We start from the raw sequence: 17,922 nt of genomic DNA, 5'->3' as shown, positions 1-17,922 counted from the left end.
CATCTGGTCAATTCTTGGTCGAAGTAGTTCAAATTCAAGGTTTCAGGTCTGACTTGATCTGTGCCCCTGCAATTGGTAGTTCGATTTGTGCTCAATATGTGGCTTTGGCTCTTAAAGCTCGTTGCGTCTTTGCAGAGCGTCTGGTTGGCGAGGGAGGAAAAACGGAAAAGTTTGAAATTAAGCAAGGATATGATGAGTTATTCTAGGTCAATCTGTTCTGATTGTTGATGGCGTCATTAATACTCAATTTTCAGTTCGTCTTACCTGTGACGCAGTCGTTCAATCAGGGGGCTATCCGATGGGAATTGAGCTTATGTGACCAGGGGCAATGTGAGGGCGGTAGATCTTGGGGTAGAAAATTTTATTTTTTCAGATGAAGTCCTCCTCCCGTCCTGGCCTGCTGATGACTGCCCTCTTTGTCAGGCTGGGGTTCCTGTCAATGTGCGCTATGCCCATGGATCTGAATTCGTAGGCCGTGCATAAGCGAGTGAATAGGTTCATGGGATCTCATCAGCTAACGCACATCAGTTTTGATGTTGCTCTTAGGCGGGTTCGAGCCATGAAAAACCAGCTACAGCACGTTTTCATGCTGAAACTGGCTTGATGTCTTAAGCCGATGACCTGACTTGAACAGGCGACCCACGCTTTACGAAAGCGTTGCTCTACCAGCTGAGCTACATCGGCATCTTTAGGAACTTAACATTTGGCATTGCGCAGCACAGGGTTTGAGCGACCGCGACTCTCAAAGACAGTTGGATCCAGAATTGAAGGCGCGGCTCCTACAGGAAGCACGCACTCCCTGGCGTTCTCTAAGGCGCTTGCTCTGGGTCGCTCTCTTCGCTTCCGGCGGGCTTGGTCTGTTCGTCATGACCTTCAAGGTCACCGCTGGAGACACTGTTGTCCTCAGTGACCTGGGGATCCAGATCGGCGCTGTCGTTCTGTTCGGCAGCTTGCTCTGGTTCGATCGCACGCGAGAGTCCTGAGTCTGGTGCGGAAGGAAGATTCAGTTCTTCTGCGTTTGGGCCGTTCAAGGCGTTGGAGTCATGGTCTGAGAGTTCCTCTTCTTCCGCCTCCATCGATAGCTCAGGAGCTGGAGGCGTTTCGATGGTCTTTTGAGGTTCCTTCGGCTCCTCAACTGTTGGTGTCTTGCGATCCGGAGTGTGCCAATCCAACGTCTCGAGGCGGAGAAGGTCCAAGCCGAATGAACACCTTGCGTCTTCTAGCTGTCGGTCGCTTAGCGCTATTGCCCCTTCAATGGCCGTTGACGGACGCGTGAGCAGCCAGATCGCGTTCACCAGCTGATTCCATTGCCAAACAATGATTGCCAGCAGCGGGGTTGCAATCAGCAGACATTGAAGGCGATAGCCACTGTTGAAAGGCGATAAATCCGCAATGAGCAGCGAGGATCTATCGATCGACCAGAACACGGCGAGCAAAAGAACAGCTCCTGCTGCTCCCACCAGTTTTAAGAGCAGATTTTCTTGGAATTGACTGATTTTTCGTTGCCAGCTTGTCCGCCCTTTGAGGGGTTGACGCACGAGGAGCAGGGAGCCCCAATCAACAGGCCGTTTCCACAACAACACAGCAGGAGCAACAACGGCGATTCCCCAACAAAGAAGGCGTTCCACAGAGGGCACAGGACCAAGATCCGAGCCAGCCAGGATCAAGCGAAGCAGCTGTAGCTCCAGTGGAATGGCTCCAATCGCCACCAACTGGAGCCAGAGAAGCGGCTCGTTGCGCGGTGACATTAGGTGGCGAGCTTGCGGCGCTGGGTCACGAGCTTGTAGCCCTCAACAATGTCGCCGTCCTTCCAATTCGCGAAGCGATCACAGCCAATACCGCATTCGAAGCCTGTGGCCACATCCTTGACGTCGTCTTTGTTGCGACGCAGGGAATCGAGGTCTCCAGCAAAGACGATTTCTTTGCCGCGACGCACCCGTACCTTGCAGTTCCGTTGCAGTTTTCCGGTCGTGACATAACAACCAGCCACAGCGCTCTTGCCGATCGTGAAAACGGCTCGAACCTCCGCTTCTCCAAGGGATTCTTCGACAAGTTCTGGTTCGAGGAGACCTTCCATCGCCAACTGGATGTCCTCCAACAGCTTGTAGATGACGTCGTAGTCGCGAACATCAACACTGTTGGCATCTGCTGCCCGTTTGGCGCCTGATGCCATCGAGGTGTTGAAGCCCACGATCACTGCGCCAGAGGCTGCCGCCAGATCTACGTCCGTTTCTGTGACTTCGCCAGGAGCGGACAGCAACACACGGACCTGCACCTCGTCTTTCGGTAGCTGTTCAAGCGAGCCAAGGATCGCTTCCACACTGCCTTGAACATCGGCCTTGAGAATGAGATTGAGCTCCTTGAGTTCGCCCTCTTTCGCTTGGCCAGACATGGCTGTGAGGGATACGCGACGGGAGGCCATCTGTTGAGCCAGACGACTCGCCCGGGCATCGGAAGCACGATCGCCGACCACGGCGCGTGCTGACTTCTCATCGGGATAGACCTCAAACTCGTCGCCTGCCGTGGGCACTTCGCTGAAGCCAAGGGCTTCCACAGCACAGGAAGGACCTGCCTCCTTCAAGCGGCCGCCTCCGTCATCCACCATGGCGCGCACTTTGCCCAGAACTGGGCCTGCGGCGAGCACGTCACCCGTACGCAATGTGCCGTTTTGAACTAGCAACGTGGCCACAGGGCCCTTGGCCTTGTCGAGATGGGCTTCGATCACAGTGCCCTTAGCGAGGCGATCGGGGTTGGCTTGAAGATCCTCAACCTCGGTGACGAGGAGGATCATTTCAAGCAACTTGTCGATGTTCTCTCCGCGGAGGGCACTGACGGGCACCATCACCACATCGCCTCCCCATTCTTCCGCTAGCAGGTTCTGTTCAGACAGTTCCTGTTTGACGCGATCGGGGGAGGCTCCCTCTTTGTCGATCTTGTTGATCGCCACAACAACCGGCACTTCTGCCGCTCGTGCATGGCTGATGGCTTCCAAGGTTTGAGGACGCACCCCATCGTCTGCCGCAACCACCAAGACGGCAACGTCAGTGACTTTGGTGCCCCTAGCACGCATGGCGGTGAACGCCTCGTGACCAGGAGTGTCCAGGAAGGTGAGCTTCCGAGGGGCGTCGTTGTGCTGAATCTCGACTTGGTAAGCACCAATGTGTTGGGTGATGCCACCGGCTTCTCCCGCGGCGACGCGAGCTTGACGGATCGCATCGAGGAGGCTGGTCTTGCCGTGGTCGACGTGGCCCATGACGGTGACGACAGGGGGACGGCGAATGAGATGCTCGAGATCTTTCTCTTCGATCATCTCGACGGTCTTCTTGGCCGCCTCTTCGACATCGTCCTGAAGTACAGGCACGCCGAATTCTTGTGCCACAGCTTCGATAGTTGGCATGTCCAAGGTCTGCGTGACCGTGGCAATGACCCCCTTGAAGAACAGGGATTTGATGATTTCAGAGCTCTCGATACTGAGCATGTCAGCGAGCTCTTGGACCGTGAGATTGTCCTCGGGGACCACGATCATTTCTGGCCGTACCTGCTTGGCCTCTCTGGCTGCACGCAGCTCCATCGCGCGGCGACGTTGACGCTGACGTGCGGTTTCCTTACGCCGCTTCCTGATAGCAGCAACTGGCTTGGGCGCTGGCTTGTGCTTGGTCCTTGGTTTGGAGGGACGGGCCAAGCTGGCGGATAGCACCATCGCCTGGCGTTCGCCAGCGAATCCTCCGGTCTCAGCGGTTAGGGCATCATCGTTTTCGCCGATGATGTGAACCTTTTGGCGCTGTTTCTGAGGCGATTTACTGCGCAGCGCTTCCAGTTTGGCGCTGTCATCCCAGTCAGGCCGTCCAGGCCTGCGCTGACCACCAGCGCCTGGGCCAGGTCTGAAGCCTGGACGCCTGGGTGCTGATGGGGGAGTGGCGGTAGGACGGGAAACAGGAGGAGTGGCTTTGGCTCCTCCAGCGGCAGCTTCACCACCGCTTCGGGTGGCGACAGGAGTGCCATCCACGCGTCTCGGCGGTGGTGCTGATGGGCGGCTGTTCGGTTTTTGGAGCTGCATGAGCTCACCGGGGGCCACCGGCTTTCGCATCCCAGGCATGCCACCAGGACGGGGGGCTCCAGGTCTGGCTGCACCAGGGGGACGCCCTTGTCCATCGCCACGGCCACCGGCGCCATCATTGCTGCCGTCTCTGCGGATGGGTTTGCCGACCAATTCAAGTGATCCCGCACCTGCGCGGGGTTGCCCGGGCTTCGATGGGGCATTTCCAGGTCGTGTTGGGGCCCCAGGACGTTGAGCACCGGCGGGGCGCTGCGGCATGTTTGCCCGCTGACCCGGAGGCCCACTTGGCCGAGGACTCACTCCTGGGCGTTGTCCGATCTGGCGCACGGGGGCACCAGGTGCAGCTCGCTTGGGCTGTGGCCGGCCCACGAGTTCTGGTTTGGGGGCAGGGCGCTGTGGTGCCCCTCGGTTGACTGGGGCTTTTGGTTGCGGACGCGCTGGAGGAGCCGTTGGTCTCGGGCTACTGGCTTCACTGCCAGGGCGCTTCACCGGAGCGGTGCCTGTGGGTCGGGCAGGGGCTGGTGTCGGTCTGGCCGAGCTAGGCCTTGCAGGAGCCGATGGAGCAGAAGCTGTCGGCGCAGGGGATGAGGGCTTGGGCGCTGAGGGCGCAGGAGAGACTGCAGGCTTGGGCCGTGGTGTGGGTGCAGACGGTGCTGCAGCAGACGGTGCTGGGGCAGAAGGTGCTGGGGCAGAAGGTGCTGGGGCAGACGGTGCTGGCGCGGCCGCGGCGGGGGCGCTTTGTCGGCTCACCGGTTTTTGTGGTGCGGCTTGACGCGACACGGGCTTCTGCACGATCAAGGGCAGGGGCGCCTCTGGTCGTGAAGGTGCAGAAGGTTTCGGAGATGGTTTTGCTGCCGTAGGAGCCGCAGGTTTGCTGGGCATCGACGGGGCTGCTGGGCTGGATGCCTTTTTGACCGAGAGAATTGCTTTTCCAGGCGCGGGCTTGACAGGAGCAGACGTAACTGGGCTCCCACCTTGCTTCAAAAGGTTTCGGATTTTGCCGGCTTCTGTTTCGCTGATGGAGCTGCTATGGCTCCTTGCCGCGATGGACAGCTTCTCGGCGGCATCCAGGACATCTTTGTTCTCCAAGCCAAGGTCCTTGGACAACTCATAAATTCTGACTTTGCCGCTGCTGGTCATTCAGGTCTCCGGTCGGTCCGGGCACGGTGTGCCTCGGGGCTCCACACGCGTGGTGCCAATGTTCATCTTGCCTCAGCGGCTGCTACACGAGGTTCGGTGAGCCGCTCTTGCAGCGCCGTCAGTAAGTCGTCAGAAACCTGGCAACGCAGGGATTTCTGAAGCCTTTTGCGGCGGCGTGCCTCTTCAAAACAGGCCTCAGTCGGGCAGAGGTAGGCCGATCGGCCCATCCCCTGATCGAAGAGGACCCCATCCTGATGGTCACGAATCACTCGCAAAAGCAGGCTTCGATCAAGAAGCTGTCGGCAAGCGACACAGCGACGGAGGACGGGGCGCGAATCGTTCACCGGGCTCCTTCCTCGTCATCGCTTGTGCTGGGGGCAACTTCAGAGTCGAGCTCAGTGTCCTGTTGCTCAATGGGCTCTGGGGTCTCTTCTTCAGCCTGTCGTTCGGTGTCCGCTATTTCGACTGACTCCTCGTTGGCTTCGGCCAAGGGCTCCTCAGCTGACGCTTCGGTGTCTTCGTAATACTCTCCATCTTCCATGGATCCATCCTCGTCTTCAGGAAGGGGATAGAGCTCACGAAGTCTGGCATCTTCTTCGGCCCTGGCGGCCTGTTCCACGGCAAGGCGCTCTTCCGCCTCGCGTTGAAGGCTTTCTTCCTCTTCTCTTTGGGTGATGAGCTCAGCAACAACAGCATCTTCTGAGCTTTGGTCATATTCCGTTGAATTCTTGATGTCGATTTTCCAACCCGTTAATCGAGCCGCAAGACGAACGTTTTGGCCTTCTCGTCCGATCGCAAGACTCAATTGATCGGGTGGCACTAAAACATGGGCATGTTGCCCCTCGGGATCCACAAGTCGTACTACTTCAACGCGCGCCGGACTCAGCGAGTTGGCGATGTATTGGCTGGGGTCTTGGGACCAGCGGATGACATCAATTTTTTCGCCTCGGAGTTCATTCACGACCTGTTGAATGCGCGAGCCCCGGGCTCCGATACAAGCTCCAACAGGATCGACTTCTCTCTCGATGCTGTCGACAGCCACCTTGGTACGAGGTCCTACCGACCTCGATGGAGGATTGGCTTCGCGGGCGACAGCAACGATGCGTACCGAGCCCTCTTGAATTTCAGGAACTTCATTCTCGAAGAGGTAGACCACCAATCCCGCATTGGCTCGACTCACAAAGAGTTGAGGCCCACGGCGTGGGACCTCGCTGACCTCTTTCAGAAAGACTTTGAAGGTGGCGTTGGCTCGGTAGTTGTCGTTGGGGAGCTGATCGCGTCTGGGTAATTCAGCCTCCACTTCGGGGCGGCCGAGGCCTGAACTCACAGCCATGATGATCGATTGACGCTCGAATCGAATCACGCGTGCGGTCAGGACCGGATCCTCAAGATCAGCGAACTCCTCTTGGATCATCCGTCGCTGCTGATCACGCAGCTTTTGAGCCAACACTTGTTTGGTCGTGGCAGCTGCCATGCGACCGAAATCCTCTTTCTCGGGCGTGACGTCCAGGACGACGGTATCGCCGGCCTGGGCGTCTTCAGCCACCTGCATCACCTCGGCTAAGGCAATCTGATGGTCTTCGCTCTCGACGTCGTCAACAATGATTTTGCTGGCGAGGACCCTGTAGCCCTCTTCGTCGAGATCCAGGGCGACATCAAAATTGCTGAAATACTCCTCGTCAAAAGGATCTTCACTGATCCCTAAGTAAAGAGTGCGTCGATAGCGCTCATAGCCTTTGAGGAGAGCTTCTCTCAAGGCAGCTTCAACGACCTGAGGGGCGAGTTTCTTTTCCTCGCTGATGTCTTCGATCAGGTTGCTGAGGCCGGGGAGAAGGACGAGAGCCATCGAGGACGGGAATGAAAGTCTTGGAGGAGAGTGAGGTTGGAAAGAGGCTTAAAGCATCAGCCTGTGGGACTGGTGAGCACTACAGAAATGATGGAGCTTCGCGAAAACTGTTTAATTCGCCCGTGAATACTGATCTTTACGTGGTCTTCCGTTCGCTCCAAGAGGGTCCCGGAATGTTTCTGCTCAGTTCCTTCGGCATCACGTTGAATCACGTCGACTGGATAGCGACGAAAAGTCTGGAAATCGCGATCCGACTGAAGCTGTTCTCCGATCCCTGGACTGCTGATCTCTAAGACATAAGCCTCGCTGAGAACAGCAGAATTCTCCAGGGCTTGTCCCATCGGTGCACTGAAACCGGCGCAATCATCGAGGGTCACATCCTTTCCGCTGGAACGGCGAATTTGGATCTGCACCGTCATGGGTTGCATGTGGGCTAAGACCTGCAAGTTAGCCAGCTCAAATCCGTGGCCTACTGCTGTGGCAGAGGCCAATTCCTTGAGTGCTGGGAGCAGAGGATGGGGCAAGGACAATCGGAGGGAGAGTCGGGCATTGGCCCGATGGTTGATACTGCGATCACCCCCTTAAAAGAGGAACTCACCGAGCCGATCAACAATGTAGTTGATTGCCCCTTCCTCCATCAGTCGCAGCCCTGTACGGAGATGCGATAACTGAATCCGGTCGCCCCAGGATCGTTGTTGGCGCCAATTCTGAAATTCACTTGGCTCACGGCCTTCCCGGAAGGAGACTGAAATGGCCCGAACTGGGCTCCCGTGCCCGTTGGTGGCTTCATGAATTCGTTGACAACTTTTAAATTGCTGCCGTCTGAAAATTTCAGGAAGGCTTCGATTGGGTAAGAGCCAGGGTTGCTATCGGTTGAATCTGCTGTGAAGAAGAGTTTGTAAGAGGCAAAAGGCTGATTCACCACAAAATCGGTGTTCCAGTTAGTCCGACCCACCGCCTTTCCGATGAGGCCCTTCGGACGCTCAACTTTCTTTTTGACGATGTAAGGCTTGGGGCCGTCGCCATTGCCACCAATTGGCATGAGGAACGTGCAACCTGCTTGAGCTGTTGGTGCGTGAGCAAAAATGAGCGTTGAGCAAGCCGCGACGACGCCGATGGCTGATGTGGATCGACGGCTTTTGAGTGCCAGAGAAAACATATTTGCTGTTGAAATAATCAGGGTGTTTTTACACCCTGATCTTCAATTTGTTCGAGAAGGACCTTAACTGGAATTTGGGTTGAAAAGCGGCAGGCGCAGGTTTCACTTGAGGCCAAGGTTCCATGCTCCCAATACTTGTTGCTTCCAGTTCCGCCTCCGCAAAAGCCGTAGTAATCGCATTGATCTCTGCAAAGCGCTGTGCCCGCGGTCATGTCTTGAAGCAATTGCTGAAATGTCTCGCTTTCAGTGGCTGCGACAAGAGATTGATCGCGAATATTGCCTAAGTTGAATAACCCATACTTTTGGGTTTCAACGGATAACAGTTCAGGGTCAAACGTGGAGAAGTTACCGGCTGAATCCACACTCAAGATCGAGTATGGGCGATTCATTTCGTTTTGAAGCAGTCTTTGACCGCTGATCATCATCTCGGTGATTTGATCGAATTCACGAAGCCGAATCGGAAAACTGTCCCTTTGATTGCACTCCCAGAAGCATTTTAAAAAGTGGTGATATTGCTTTTCTCGGCTGATTCCTTGCATGGAAGAGCTGGCATTGACGCCTTCCTGCTCTTCGACATTGAAGCCGAGATCATGAATCCCATTGTCCCGAAAAAAGGAGTAAATCTTCTCTGGATCTTCCATGGCAGCACTGGTGAGTACGGCAATCGCATGGATGGGAATTTCTTGTTCTTGAAGCTTGCGAATGCCACGCATGGTTAGAGCCTGAGAGCCCTTCCCATTCCGAAATCGGCGATGGGAGTCATGGATCTCTTCCGGCCCATCAACACTCACCCCAACAACAATGCGATTGCGTTTAAAACATTCACACCAGGCGTCGTTGATCAGCGTGGCATTCGTTTGCACGTGCTGCTCAATCTGAACCCCTTGCTCCTGCAGCTCAGCCGTTTGCTCACGCACGATGGCAGTGGCATCGTCATAAAAGCTGCAGGGCAACGTCAGGGGCTCGCCTGCATGCCAAAGGATTGAAAGATGAGGGCCCCAAAAGGGACTCTCATACACCCTGTTCAGCAAGACAGGTAATTGATTGAGATCAAAGATCCGGCGTTTTTGGCGATCAGGCAAGTAGCAGTAACTGCAATCGAGATTGCAGAGTGATGTGGCCTGAATCACCAAGAGGCCAATGGGTCCGTAATCAGCGTGGTTCACCAATTGGCGAAACCTGCGCGATAGGCATTGCCAAAGCCGCCGCCGCCGCCATTAGCGAAGCCTCGACGAGCACCACCACCGTTAGCGAAGGCACGGCCGTTGCCGTTGCCCCAAGCGCGGGCAATCGACTGTCCAGTGTTGTGATCACTGGTCTCCAAGCGTGCCCAAGCGTTATGGGAGAGTTTTTCAATGCGCTGTTCAAGAGCATTCCCGAGGTCGGGCTCACTGAGAACAGCGGAGTGGGAGGCGTCAGTGAGCACTGAGCTTGAGGCGAGGATTGCAGCGATGCTCAGCAGGGTTGTTTTGTTCATGGGTGACGTGAAATGTGAATGGAGTTAGGGACTAGGGCTCAGGAGCCTTTGGATAATTCAGCTGTCGTTGCGAGCACGATGGTGAAGAAATCGCCAATCATGTTTTCGCTGAGTCCAACCTGACTATCAGGACCAATCCACTGATTGACGGCTGTGCGTACGTCTTTGTTGTCATCCACGTAAGCGGTCAGCATGCGACCGATGGCCAAGTTGCTGTAATTCAGAAGGTGAGGAGTGGTGTCCGCGACAACACAGCCCACGCTGGATCTTGCGTAAGGGAATGTGGGGACAAGATCAGCATCCGGAGCTGTGGCTTGACGGCTTGCTTTCAGCCAAAGGGTGTCGCCACCCAGGAATTCAACGGTTCCGTCCTTAAGACCTGCAAGGGCCTCTGTGGGGGTTGAGAAGAATTGGAATTGGGCATCGTTAACGGAATTAGCCAGCACGGCTGCTGCTGCCGTGTCTTTCACGACACCAATTGTTTTGCCCTTGAGGCTTTCTGGTGTTCCGTCATTGCCTTTAGGGGCTAAGACACGAACGCCACTTGTTGCGAAAGGCAAGCTGTAAGTAAGGGTTCTTTGTCGTTCCCATGTGAAGGCAACGCCACACGCAATATCGGCTTCTCCGGAGCGAATTTTGTTCAGTCCATCCTGTGCAGACTTGATGGAAACAGGCTCGATCACGATGTCATCGGACGTGTTCTCCGAGGCTGATTTCAGCTGATCGCGGATCGCGTTGAGCACGACGAAAGAAAGGCCTTCATATTTCCCATCGTTCTCGTCAACCATGGGGAGGACATCGTCAAGAACGACCGCCCTGAGCTTTCCTGTCTCAAATACATTACCTGCCTGACTTGAAGCTCCTTTGTCGCTGGTGGGAGCTGACTTTTGGCAAGCCACAAGGCCCACCGAAGTGAGCGCGATCAGGCCAGTAGCGGCCGCTTTGAGCAAGCGCATGATCGGTCGTTGACATCGTACCTAAGGGTAGTCATAGACATGAATTTAGATAGACGCCAGTTGAGGATTGGATCATGCACGATCGGGATCAGTTTTTGGCCTGAGTGCCTCCGACCTCGACAGGTGCGATTTCTTCGTAGCGATCACCAGGCTTCTCGGTGCCGCGTTGGGATGCGTCTTGATTGATGCAAGCAGCCTTCTGTTCATCTGTTTTCAGGTACTGACAGACGCGGGCCCAAAGTTTGCTGCGACTCCCGGTGGCACCACGACTGAACTTGACCTCATCGCCTTGAGCAGCATTTTCATTGATCTCGATCTGACAGAGCTCGCATCTCAGCCGTTGGCTTGAAGGCATGGTGCTTTCTCTCCTTTGATGAATGGATGGTCAAGTTAGTGCTGCTGAGCTGTCAAGAGTGAACGAAGATGCCTCCCCTCTCTGTGTTGCTGTCTTGTTCTCAACAGAAGATGTAATTTCTCGGTCTTTAGGTTGTGTTTAACAGCTGATAGCTTCTAAAGTATTTCGATATTTGCTCTGGCAAAATCAACTGAATCATCCTGCGCGGCTTTCTTTTTATTGCTGCTTTGAGTTGTTGGCACGTTGACGTGGTTGCCGAAATAGAATAGCGGCATGATTGCGATAAGCTAAAAAATAAATGACAATATAGTGATGCATTTTTGTGCTATTTTGATTCGGTTGGTATGCTGGGGATATTTTTTAAATTGGCCTCGATTTTTTGACGGTTCCGCTGACCAGTGTCGTCCCAGCTTCTGAGCAGGTTTCTCCATCTCTTTTCCCCATTGCTTTTCTGCACCGCTTTTTGGTAGCGGTGCGATTAATAAAGGCTTTCCCCGGTTGAACACTTGTTTTTAGGAATGCCTTGCATCAAAGCTGGTTCTCAGTTGTTTCCCCAAGCTCTTTTGTCTTGTTTTGAAATTTGATATGAAGAGTAATAGAGCGTGCTGATTGAATTAAATGACAGCATTCAATCTTTGATTGATCAATTAGAGATCTCTCCATGTCCACACAGCATTTTGGTGGCGACCTCCAACCGCCCTTTGGCTTGGCTCGTGGTATGGCTCTTTTTTAAACTTTCAAAGCAGCAATCTCATTGTTTGATTGGGGTTGCAACAACGTCTCAGGACGCATTGGACAGTCTCGATTCAGCGAAAGGACCAGTTTTGGTGTGCGTGAGCGAGGTTCTTGATGAAGGTCGTGGGGTGGACTTGGTCAAGGATCTCAAGTTGCGGTCTTTGCCTCAGGCTCCGATCGAAACGATTTTGCTGCTGGAAAGTGAGGACCCCACTCTCGTCCGTGAGGCCCTTTCTGGTCCGTCCAATGTGGTTCTCGCAGAAGAACGTCTCAATTTGCACGCGATTATTCATGCATGGGATTCGATTTTGAATGGGGAACGATTTGTTGATCCGTTTTTGAGTGCGTCTTTGTTTCAACAAGGTGATCCGCATGCGCATGGCTTATCAATACGTGAACGCATGGTTTTGCAATTGATTTGTGATGGCCTGACGAATCGCGAAATTTCTGAGCAGCTGACAATTGCGGAAACGACGGCACGGGGCCATGTGCAATCAATCATGCGAAAGCTTGATGTGCGTCATCGGACTGCGGCCGCCGTCGAAGGGATACGGCGTCGCTTGGTCAGCTAAGGCTCCTTTTGGATGGGATTGCTGAACGATGACCCAGCAGATTTATTCAAGGGATGCCCAATTCTTTGTTGCTGACTGGTTCCTGCTCATGACGCTTAACGGTGTGTTGATGGGATGTGACAGGACATTTCTCGGAGACGTCTTATCTGTGACTGTGCAGCTTATAGGTATGTTCAAGTGCTTCGATAAACCCTGCGAATGAAGGGTTTAAAAATTTTTTGTTAGTCAGCACAATTGATATGTTCTAAGTGAACTTCTGGATTATGGCCATTTTCACTGTTGGGAATTTCAGTCAAGACATCACTGGATTCGATCCATCGTCTGATCAGCTGGATTTTGGCAATATCTCAGTTCATAGTCTGATTCTTGGGAATGATGTAGACGGCACGGCTACGATCGTTTATCCATGGCAGCCGAACTCATTTCAGCGCATTGAGGGTGTTCGTTGGAGTGATCTTTCTCCAGCTAATTTTGCTGATGTGGGAAATGAACATCTCAGGGGAGATATCGGTGGTGTGTATTCATGGGAAAATAAGCTAGGGCCTGCTTTTGATGCTGGCGGTAATGTAATTGCTGGTGACACGGTATATATTCGTTCGCATGAAAAAAACATCGGCGAAACAGTTGTCGATGGCTTTGATCCAATCACCGATGAGATTAGTTTTTTGTATTTCGGAACCCGTGAGCGGCTTTTGGTCGAAAACGATGGTCCTGATATGGTGATTAGTTCAGAGCCTATTGGTCAAAGCTTCAGGTTTACTAATGTTCAGCGAGAGGACCTCATCGGTCAAAATATAGAATTTCATTTTGATCAAATTGTTGAAGATCTTCTAGATCGCGCCTTTAGTTTTACTCCAGAGCAGTTGACTTTGGTGAGTCGAGAAGGTCTTTTTACGCCTGAGGGCGGGCCTACGGATGGCTTTCAGGAGCGCTTAGGCCAGTTTGTTCGCAACGATGGAACGATCCCAGGTGTCGCTCAAACAGAGGAAGAAAGCGCCGAGTTGCTGATGACCGTGGGAAATATGCCTGCCGGAATGATGATGAATTCCGAGTCGGTTACGGGTGTGCCTGGAGGTGATGGCTTTCAGCAAGCTATGCAGAATGTCATGATGTCTATGGGGCCAACTCAGAATGGAATCGAATTAGATATTGAGGGAACGACATGGTCTGGTGGTGGCTTTGGTGCTGATCTGATTCTTAAAAATCCGTCTAATGAGTCTTTGACGGATTGGCGTGTTTCATTCGTGGCTAAAGCCAATAGCTTTCAGGGTTGGGGAGGTGATTTTCAAACGGAGGATCTTGGAAATGGTTTAACGCAAGTGACTCTTACGCCCAAAGCATGGAATGCAACAATCCCTGCCGATGGTGAAATTCGCGTGAATTTCAATGCTCAATCTACTGATATAACAGCTGGTGACGTCGCGATTACTCCAGCTAATTTCTTTAATGAGACATCGTCTTCAATGAATATGTCTGGGATGAATATGGGGGGTATGACGATGCCAGGAATGGAACAGGGAGAGATGAATATGCCTGTAATAGGTTCGGCGTCAGATCCAATTACTGGAATGATGATGAACCCTTCTCAGAATGGAATTGAACTGGATATTGAGGGTATGACTTGGTCTGGAGGTGGCTTCGGCGCAGATCTGATTCTTGCCAATACTACAAATAGTGACATAGAGGATTGGAGTGTTTCCTTCGCTGCCAATGCAAATAATTTCCAGGGTTGGGGTGGTGATTTTCAAACGGAGGATCTTGGGAATGGTACAACGCAAGTCACATTAACTCCAAAATCTTGGACCTCAATGATTCCAGCGGATGGAGAGATTCGCGTTAACTTTAATGCTGTATCTTCGGATATTACAGCTAGTGGTGTTGAGATTACAGATGACAACTTTTTTGTTTGACTTGTTTGGCTGATGTTTCGGAGTCTGTTGATTTTTTTGTTTCCCTTTTTGCTTTTGGAAACGATTCCTTTCAGCTTGATGGGGAGTTCTGGTTAAGATTGATCTGTTTCTCCTTTTCCCAAGGCGTGATGTGTAGGAGGAGTCTTGTTATCTCCTCCTTTATGTCAAACCATCTTTCAACCATGATTTGTGGGGCACCTTGATTCATCTGGTGGCAGCAAACCGCTTTGATTAGGCTCAGCAATGATTTGGGGTTTTCTGCCCTACAACCTGTTCTCTTGTTTGCTGTGTGGCCATGCAGGGTTGGATTTGCATGTGAAAGTCATCTTCTTTCGAGATGCTCATGGAGAGCTGGCTCCACTCTGATCTTTTGCGCATGGCCATTAGCGTGATAAGCCAATGCGTTAGCGCCCTTCGCCGCTGGTATGAAGTCTCTCCCATTGATTCGAGGGTGTTTTTTCGCAACCTTGTTGATCGTTTCTTTCTTCACCGGCTCTTGTTTCCCCGCTCTAGCGGCCGAACTGACCTTCTCAGCCGATGGACATAGTTTTGTGGCGAATGCCGTCAGAGAAGCGGCACCTTCGGTTGTTCGGATAGACACTGAGCGCCTGATCGAACGGCAGCCTTTTGATCCGAACTTGATTGACCCTCTCCTGAGAGACCTCCTGGGAGAACCCGGCTATGGGATCGGCCCTGAGCGTCAGCGGGGTCAGGGGTCAGGGGTTGTGATCGATGGCCGTGGCCTGGTGTTGACCAATGCCCATGTCGTTGATCAAGTCAGCACTGTCAATGTGACGTTGTCTGATGGGGAACAGAGAGACGGGGAAGTGATTGGTCAAGACCCTGTCACCGATCTCGCGCTGGTCCGTCTGTCTGGTCGGGCTCTGCCCTCTCCGGCAACGTTGGGAGACTCTGAGGCCTTGGAAGTTGGTGATTGGGCCATTGCGCTAGGCACTCCCTACGGCCTGGAACGAACGGTCACGTTGGGCATTGTCAGCAGTCTTCATCGCAATATCAGCAGCCTCGGCTTTTCCGATAAGCGTCTCGATCTGATCCAGACCGACGCCGCGATTAATCCTGGAAATTCCGGTGGACCCCTTGTGAATGCAACCGGGGAGGTGATTGGGATCAACACGCTGGTGCGTTCTGGTCCTGGGGCCGGATTGGGTTTCGCGATCCCGATCAATTTGGCCTCCCGAGTGGCTGAGCAACTCCAAAAAGATGGTGAGGTTGTGCATCCTTATTTGGGAGTCCAACTTGTGCCTCTCACCGCTCGTATTGCGCGAGATCACAACCGTGATCCGAATGCTCTCGTTGAATTGCCGGAACGCTCTGGTGCCTTGGTGCAATCGGTTCTGCCCGACAGCCCTGCTCAACGTGCCGGGTTAAGGCGCGGTGATCTCATTGTTCATGCTGGAGAAGACACCATCCGAGATCCTCAGGATTTGTTGAAACAGGTGGACCAAGCGGAAATTGATCAGCCGTTGCTGTTGCAGATTCTGCGCAATGGGGGAGATCTGCAGCTGTCGGTGAAACCGGCTCCTTTGCCAGGAATGAGCTGAGAACTCTTGCTACCGTCTCGCCCTCAGCAGCTGATCGATGTCGGATCTCCAAACTCAAATGAAGCAGGCCGTCGCGGAGGCGGCCGTTGCACAGATTCGTGACGGCATGGTGGTTGGCCTCGGCTCGGGTTCCACTGCCGCTTTGATGATTCAAGGCCTCGGGGCGCGACTGGCAGCAGGTGAGCTTCATGACATTGTCGGCGTGACCACGTCGTTTCAAGGAGAGGTTCTTGCTGCTGAGTTGGGGATTCCTTTGCGGGCTTTGAACGCGATTGATCGCATTGATTTGGCGATCGATGGTGCCGATGAAGTGGATCCTGCTTTCCAACTGATCAAAGGTGGTGGAGCTTGCCATGTGCAAGAGAAGCTGGTCGCTGACCGCGCCGAACGGTTCATCGTCGTGGTTGATTCCACAAAGCTTGTGCAGCGTTTAAATCTCGACTTCCTCTTGCCTGTTGAAGTGCTTCCAGGCGCATGGGTGCAAGTTCAATCCCGTCTGAAATCCATGGGAGGCGTTGCAGAGCTCCGAATGGCAACGCGTAAAGCGGGCCCTGTGGTGACCGACCAGGGCAATCTTGTTCTGGATGTTCGGTTTGAAGCTGGAATCTCTGATCCGATTGCTCTCGAGCGTGACATCAACAACCTTCCAGGTGTCTTGGAGAACGGACTGTTCGTCAACCTGGCTGACGAAGTGCTTGTGGGTGAAATCAGTGATGGCGTTGCCGGAGTCCGCAGCTTGGAGCGTGTGGGTTAAGGCTGTTCACTGAAGCCGGATCCGCACTGAATTGGCATGACTGTGGAGACCTTCGCTCATGGCCAAGGTTTCCACCGCCACCCCGGTTGCATCAAGGGCTTCCTTGTTGAACTCGATCAGGGAGGTGTGACTCATGAACGTCTCCACGCTGAGTGCCCCACTGAATCGGGCGGCGCCGCAGGTGGGGAGTGTGTGGTTGGGCCCTGCTAGATAGTCCCCGACAGCCTCCGGGCTCCATGGGCCAATAAAAATGGCCCCTGCATGGTTAATGCGATCAGCCATCATTCTTGGTCGCTCCACCAGGAGTTCTAAATGCTCTGGAGCGAAGCGATCGCTGAGACTGGCGCAATCTTCAAGGCTGTCACAAGTCACAATCAGACCCCATTGGCTTAAGGATTGTCGGCAAATGCTTTCTCGTGGATGGGAGGCAAGCTGACGTTCAATCTCCTCTGGGACGGAACGAGAGAGCTCCTCTTCCGTGGTGAGAAGGATGGCGGCAGCAAGCGGGTCATGTTCTGCCTGAGCTAGGAGGTCAGCCGCCACCAGTTCTGGTTTTGCTGTTTGGTCAGCGATCACCAGAACTTCACTCGGACCTGCCAAAGAATCGATCCCCACCTGGCCATAGACCGATTTTTTGGCCAAGGTCACGAAAAGATTTCCTGGTCCGCTGATGACATCGACCTTCTGGACGGTGTCTGTTCCATAGGCGAGAGCTGCGATCGCTTGTGCACCGCCCACTCGATACACCTCGCGGATCCCAGCGATGTGAGCTGCTGCCAGAACGGTGGTGTTGATCAATCCGTTGGCCCCAGCAGGGGTGACCATCGCGATTCGCTTCACGCCCGCAGCTTTGGCTGGCACGGCATTCATCAAGACCGTGCTGGGGTAGGCCGCTCTACCCCCTGGGATGTAGAGGCCGGCTGCATGGACTGGGCGCCAACGTCGACCGAGCTGCTCTCCGTGAACCCCGGAAACGCTGAGGTCAGTGGGACGTTGGCGCTGGTGGAAATCTTGGATGCGTCGGTGCGCGAGATCTAAGGCATCGCGAAGATTGACAGGGGTGTCCTTCCAGGCTTGTTCCAGCAGGTTTGAATCGATGCGAAGAGGTTCTGGGCGGAAGCCGTCAAATTGCTCTGTGAGGCTGATGAGAGCTTGGTCTCCCTCCCTCTTGACCTGCTCCAAAATCTCTTGGACCCGTTGCTCCGCCTCGCGTTGGGTCGCTCCGGTGGTTCTGGTCGCGATCCGATCGAGCTCCTGCTCGGCTTGCGCAGCGGTGCTGATGCAGCGCATGAGACCGGCAGGCGGATGCTCATTGCTCAGCACTCTCGTCACCCCATCGTCGTTCTTGCTCAAACTACGTGGCCCTTGAACCATGTGCTCGATGATTTGCAGCGCGGTG

The 17,922-nt window shown here is 53.8% G+C and carries 16 protein-coding genes, 1 tRNA gene and 1 pseudogene; 6 read left to right on the top strand and 12 right to left on the bottom strand.

Annotation, left to right across the window (positions count from 1 at the left end; translation table 11 throughout):
- Positions 1-14: 14 nt before the first annotated feature.
- Positions 15-206 (top strand): hypothetical protein, encoded by a 192-nt coding sequence (locus SynROS8604_RS12880; protein ID WP_186544286.1) that lies wholly within the window; start codon positions 15-17, stop codon positions 204-206.
- Between the two features lie 405 nt (positions 207-611).
- Here the strand turns inward: SynROS8604_RS12880 and SynROS8604_RS12875 are convergent.
- Positions 612-684, bottom strand: a tRNA-Thr gene (locus SynROS8604_RS12875).
- A 41-nt stretch (positions 685-725) separates the two neighbouring features.
- Here SynROS8604_RS12875 and SynROS8604_RS12870 point away from each other — a divergent pair.
- Complete coding sequence (locus SynROS8604_RS12870) at positions 726-983, top strand: DUF3493 domain-containing protein (RefSeq protein WP_370586514.1); 258 nt, start codon at positions 726-728, stop codon at positions 981-983.
- 252 nt (positions 984-1,235) lie between these two features.
- Here SynROS8604_RS12870 and SynROS8604_RS16070 read toward each other — a convergent pair.
- The 10 genes and pseudogenes from SynROS8604_RS16070 to SynROS8604_RS12825 all read right to left on the bottom strand — a co-directional run.
- A pseudogene (locus tag SynROS8604_RS16070) lies at positions 1,236-1,748 on the bottom strand (low-complexity tail membrane protein); the annotation flags it as partial.
- Positions 1,748-5,197, bottom strand: coding sequence for a translation initiation factor IF-2 (gene infB / locus SynROS8604_RS12865; protein ID WP_186544285.1), 3,450 nt, complete (start codon positions 5,195-5,197; stop codon positions 1,748-1,750). The pseudogene SynROS8604_RS16070 and the gene infB, both read right to left, overlap by 1 nt.
- A 62-nt stretch (positions 5,198-5,259) precedes the next feature.
- A complete protein-coding gene (locus SynROS8604_RS12860; RefSeq protein ID WP_186544284.1) occupies positions 5,260-5,541 on the bottom strand; it encodes a YlxR family protein in 282 nt (93 codons plus the stop codon).
- Positions 5,538-7,043, bottom strand: a complete 1,506-nt coding sequence (gene nusA / locus SynROS8604_RS12855; protein WP_186544283.1) for a transcription termination factor NusA — start codon at positions 7,041-7,043, stop codon at positions 5,538-5,540. The genes SynROS8604_RS12860 and nusA overlap by 4 nt, the downstream gene beginning before the upstream one ends.
- Positions 7,044-7,099: 56 nt before the next feature.
- Positions 7,100-7,567, bottom strand: coding sequence for a ribosome maturation factor RimP (gene rimP / locus SynROS8604_RS12850; protein ID WP_186544282.1), 468 nt, complete (start codon positions 7,565-7,567; stop codon positions 7,100-7,102).
- A gap of 113 nt (positions 7,568-7,680) precedes the next feature.
- On the bottom strand, positions 7,681-8,202 hold the full coding sequence (locus tag SynROS8604_RS12845) for a hypothetical protein (protein WP_186544281.1): 522 nt from the start codon (positions 8,200-8,202) through the stop codon (positions 7,681-7,683).
- 17 nt (positions 8,203-8,219) lie between these two features.
- The gene (gene grrM, locus SynROS8604_RS12840) at positions 8,220-9,368 is read right to left on the bottom strand and encodes a cyclophane-forming radical SAM/SPASM peptide maturase GrrM/OscB (RefSeq protein ID WP_186544280.1); all 1,149 of its coding nucleotides are present in this window, start codon (positions 9,366-9,368) and stop codon (positions 8,220-8,222) included.
- The gene (grrA, locus tag SynROS8604_RS12835; RefSeq protein WP_186544279.1) at positions 9,365-9,679 is read right to left on the bottom strand and encodes a GrrA/OscA1 family cyclophane-containing rSAM-modified RiPP; all 315 of its coding nucleotides are present in this window, start codon (positions 9,677-9,679) and stop codon (positions 9,365-9,367) included. Before grrA ends, grrM begins: the two co-directional genes overlap by 4 nt.
- A gap of 38 nt (positions 9,680-9,717) precedes the next feature.
- Entirely contained in the window at positions 9,718-10,635 is a 918-nt protein-coding gene (gene grrP, locus SynROS8604_RS12830) for an extracellular substrate binding-like orphan protein GrrP (protein WP_186544278.1), read from the bottom strand.
- 88 nt (positions 10,636-10,723) lie between these two features.
- Positions 10,724-10,990 carry a hypothetical protein gene (locus tag SynROS8604_RS12825; RefSeq protein WP_186544277.1) on the bottom strand — a complete coding sequence of 89 codons (267 nt, stop codon included), beginning with the start codon at positions 10,988-10,990 and terminating at the stop codon, positions 10,724-10,726.
- Positions 10,991-11,823: 833 nt separating this feature from the next.
- On the opposite strand from SynROS8604_RS12825, the gene SynROS8604_RS12820 reads away from it, so the two are divergent.
- The 4 genes from SynROS8604_RS12820 to rpiA all read left to right on the top strand — a co-directional run bounded on the left by SynROS8604_RS12820 (position 11,824) and on the right by rpiA (position 16,523).
- The gene (locus tag SynROS8604_RS12820) at positions 11,824-12,297 is read left to right on the top strand and encodes a response regulator transcription factor (RefSeq protein ID WP_255445055.1); all 474 of its coding nucleotides are present in this window, start codon (positions 11,824-11,826) and stop codon (positions 12,295-12,297) included.
- A gap of 263 nt (positions 12,298-12,560) precedes the next feature.
- A complete protein-coding gene (locus SynROS8604_RS12815; protein WP_186544275.1) occupies positions 12,561-14,207 on the top strand; it encodes a cellulose binding domain-containing protein in 1,647 nt (548 codons plus the stop codon).
- A gap of 425 nt (positions 14,208-14,632) precedes the next feature.
- Positions 14,633-15,769, top strand: a complete 1,137-nt coding sequence (locus SynROS8604_RS12810) for a trypsin-like peptidase domain-containing protein (RefSeq protein WP_255445054.1) — start codon at positions 14,633-14,635, stop codon at positions 15,767-15,769.
- A 37-nt stretch (positions 15,770-15,806) separates the two neighbouring features.
- Positions 15,807-16,523, top strand: a complete 717-nt coding sequence (gene rpiA, locus SynROS8604_RS12805) for a ribose-5-phosphate isomerase RpiA (RefSeq protein WP_006854368.1) — start codon at positions 15,807-15,809, stop codon at positions 16,521-16,523.
- A gap of 6 nt (positions 16,524-16,529) precedes the next feature.
- Here rpiA and hisD read toward each other — a convergent pair whose 3' ends face one another.
- Positions 16,530-17,813: a histidinol dehydrogenase gene (gene hisD, locus SynROS8604_RS12800; protein WP_186545982.1), complete on the bottom strand. Its 1,284-nt coding sequence runs from the start codon at positions 17,811-17,813 to the stop codon at positions 16,530-16,532.
- Positions 17,814-17,922 lie beyond the last annotated feature (109 nt).

The sequence above is a fragment of the Synechococcus sp. ROS8604 genome, assembly GCF_014279655.1.
Classification (GTDB): domain Bacteria; phylum Cyanobacteriota; class Cyanobacteriia; order PCC-6307; family Cyanobiaceae; genus Synechococcus_C.
The sequence above is the reverse complement of the archived record's forward strand: the minus strand, read 5'-3'. Positions and strand labels throughout refer to the sequence as shown.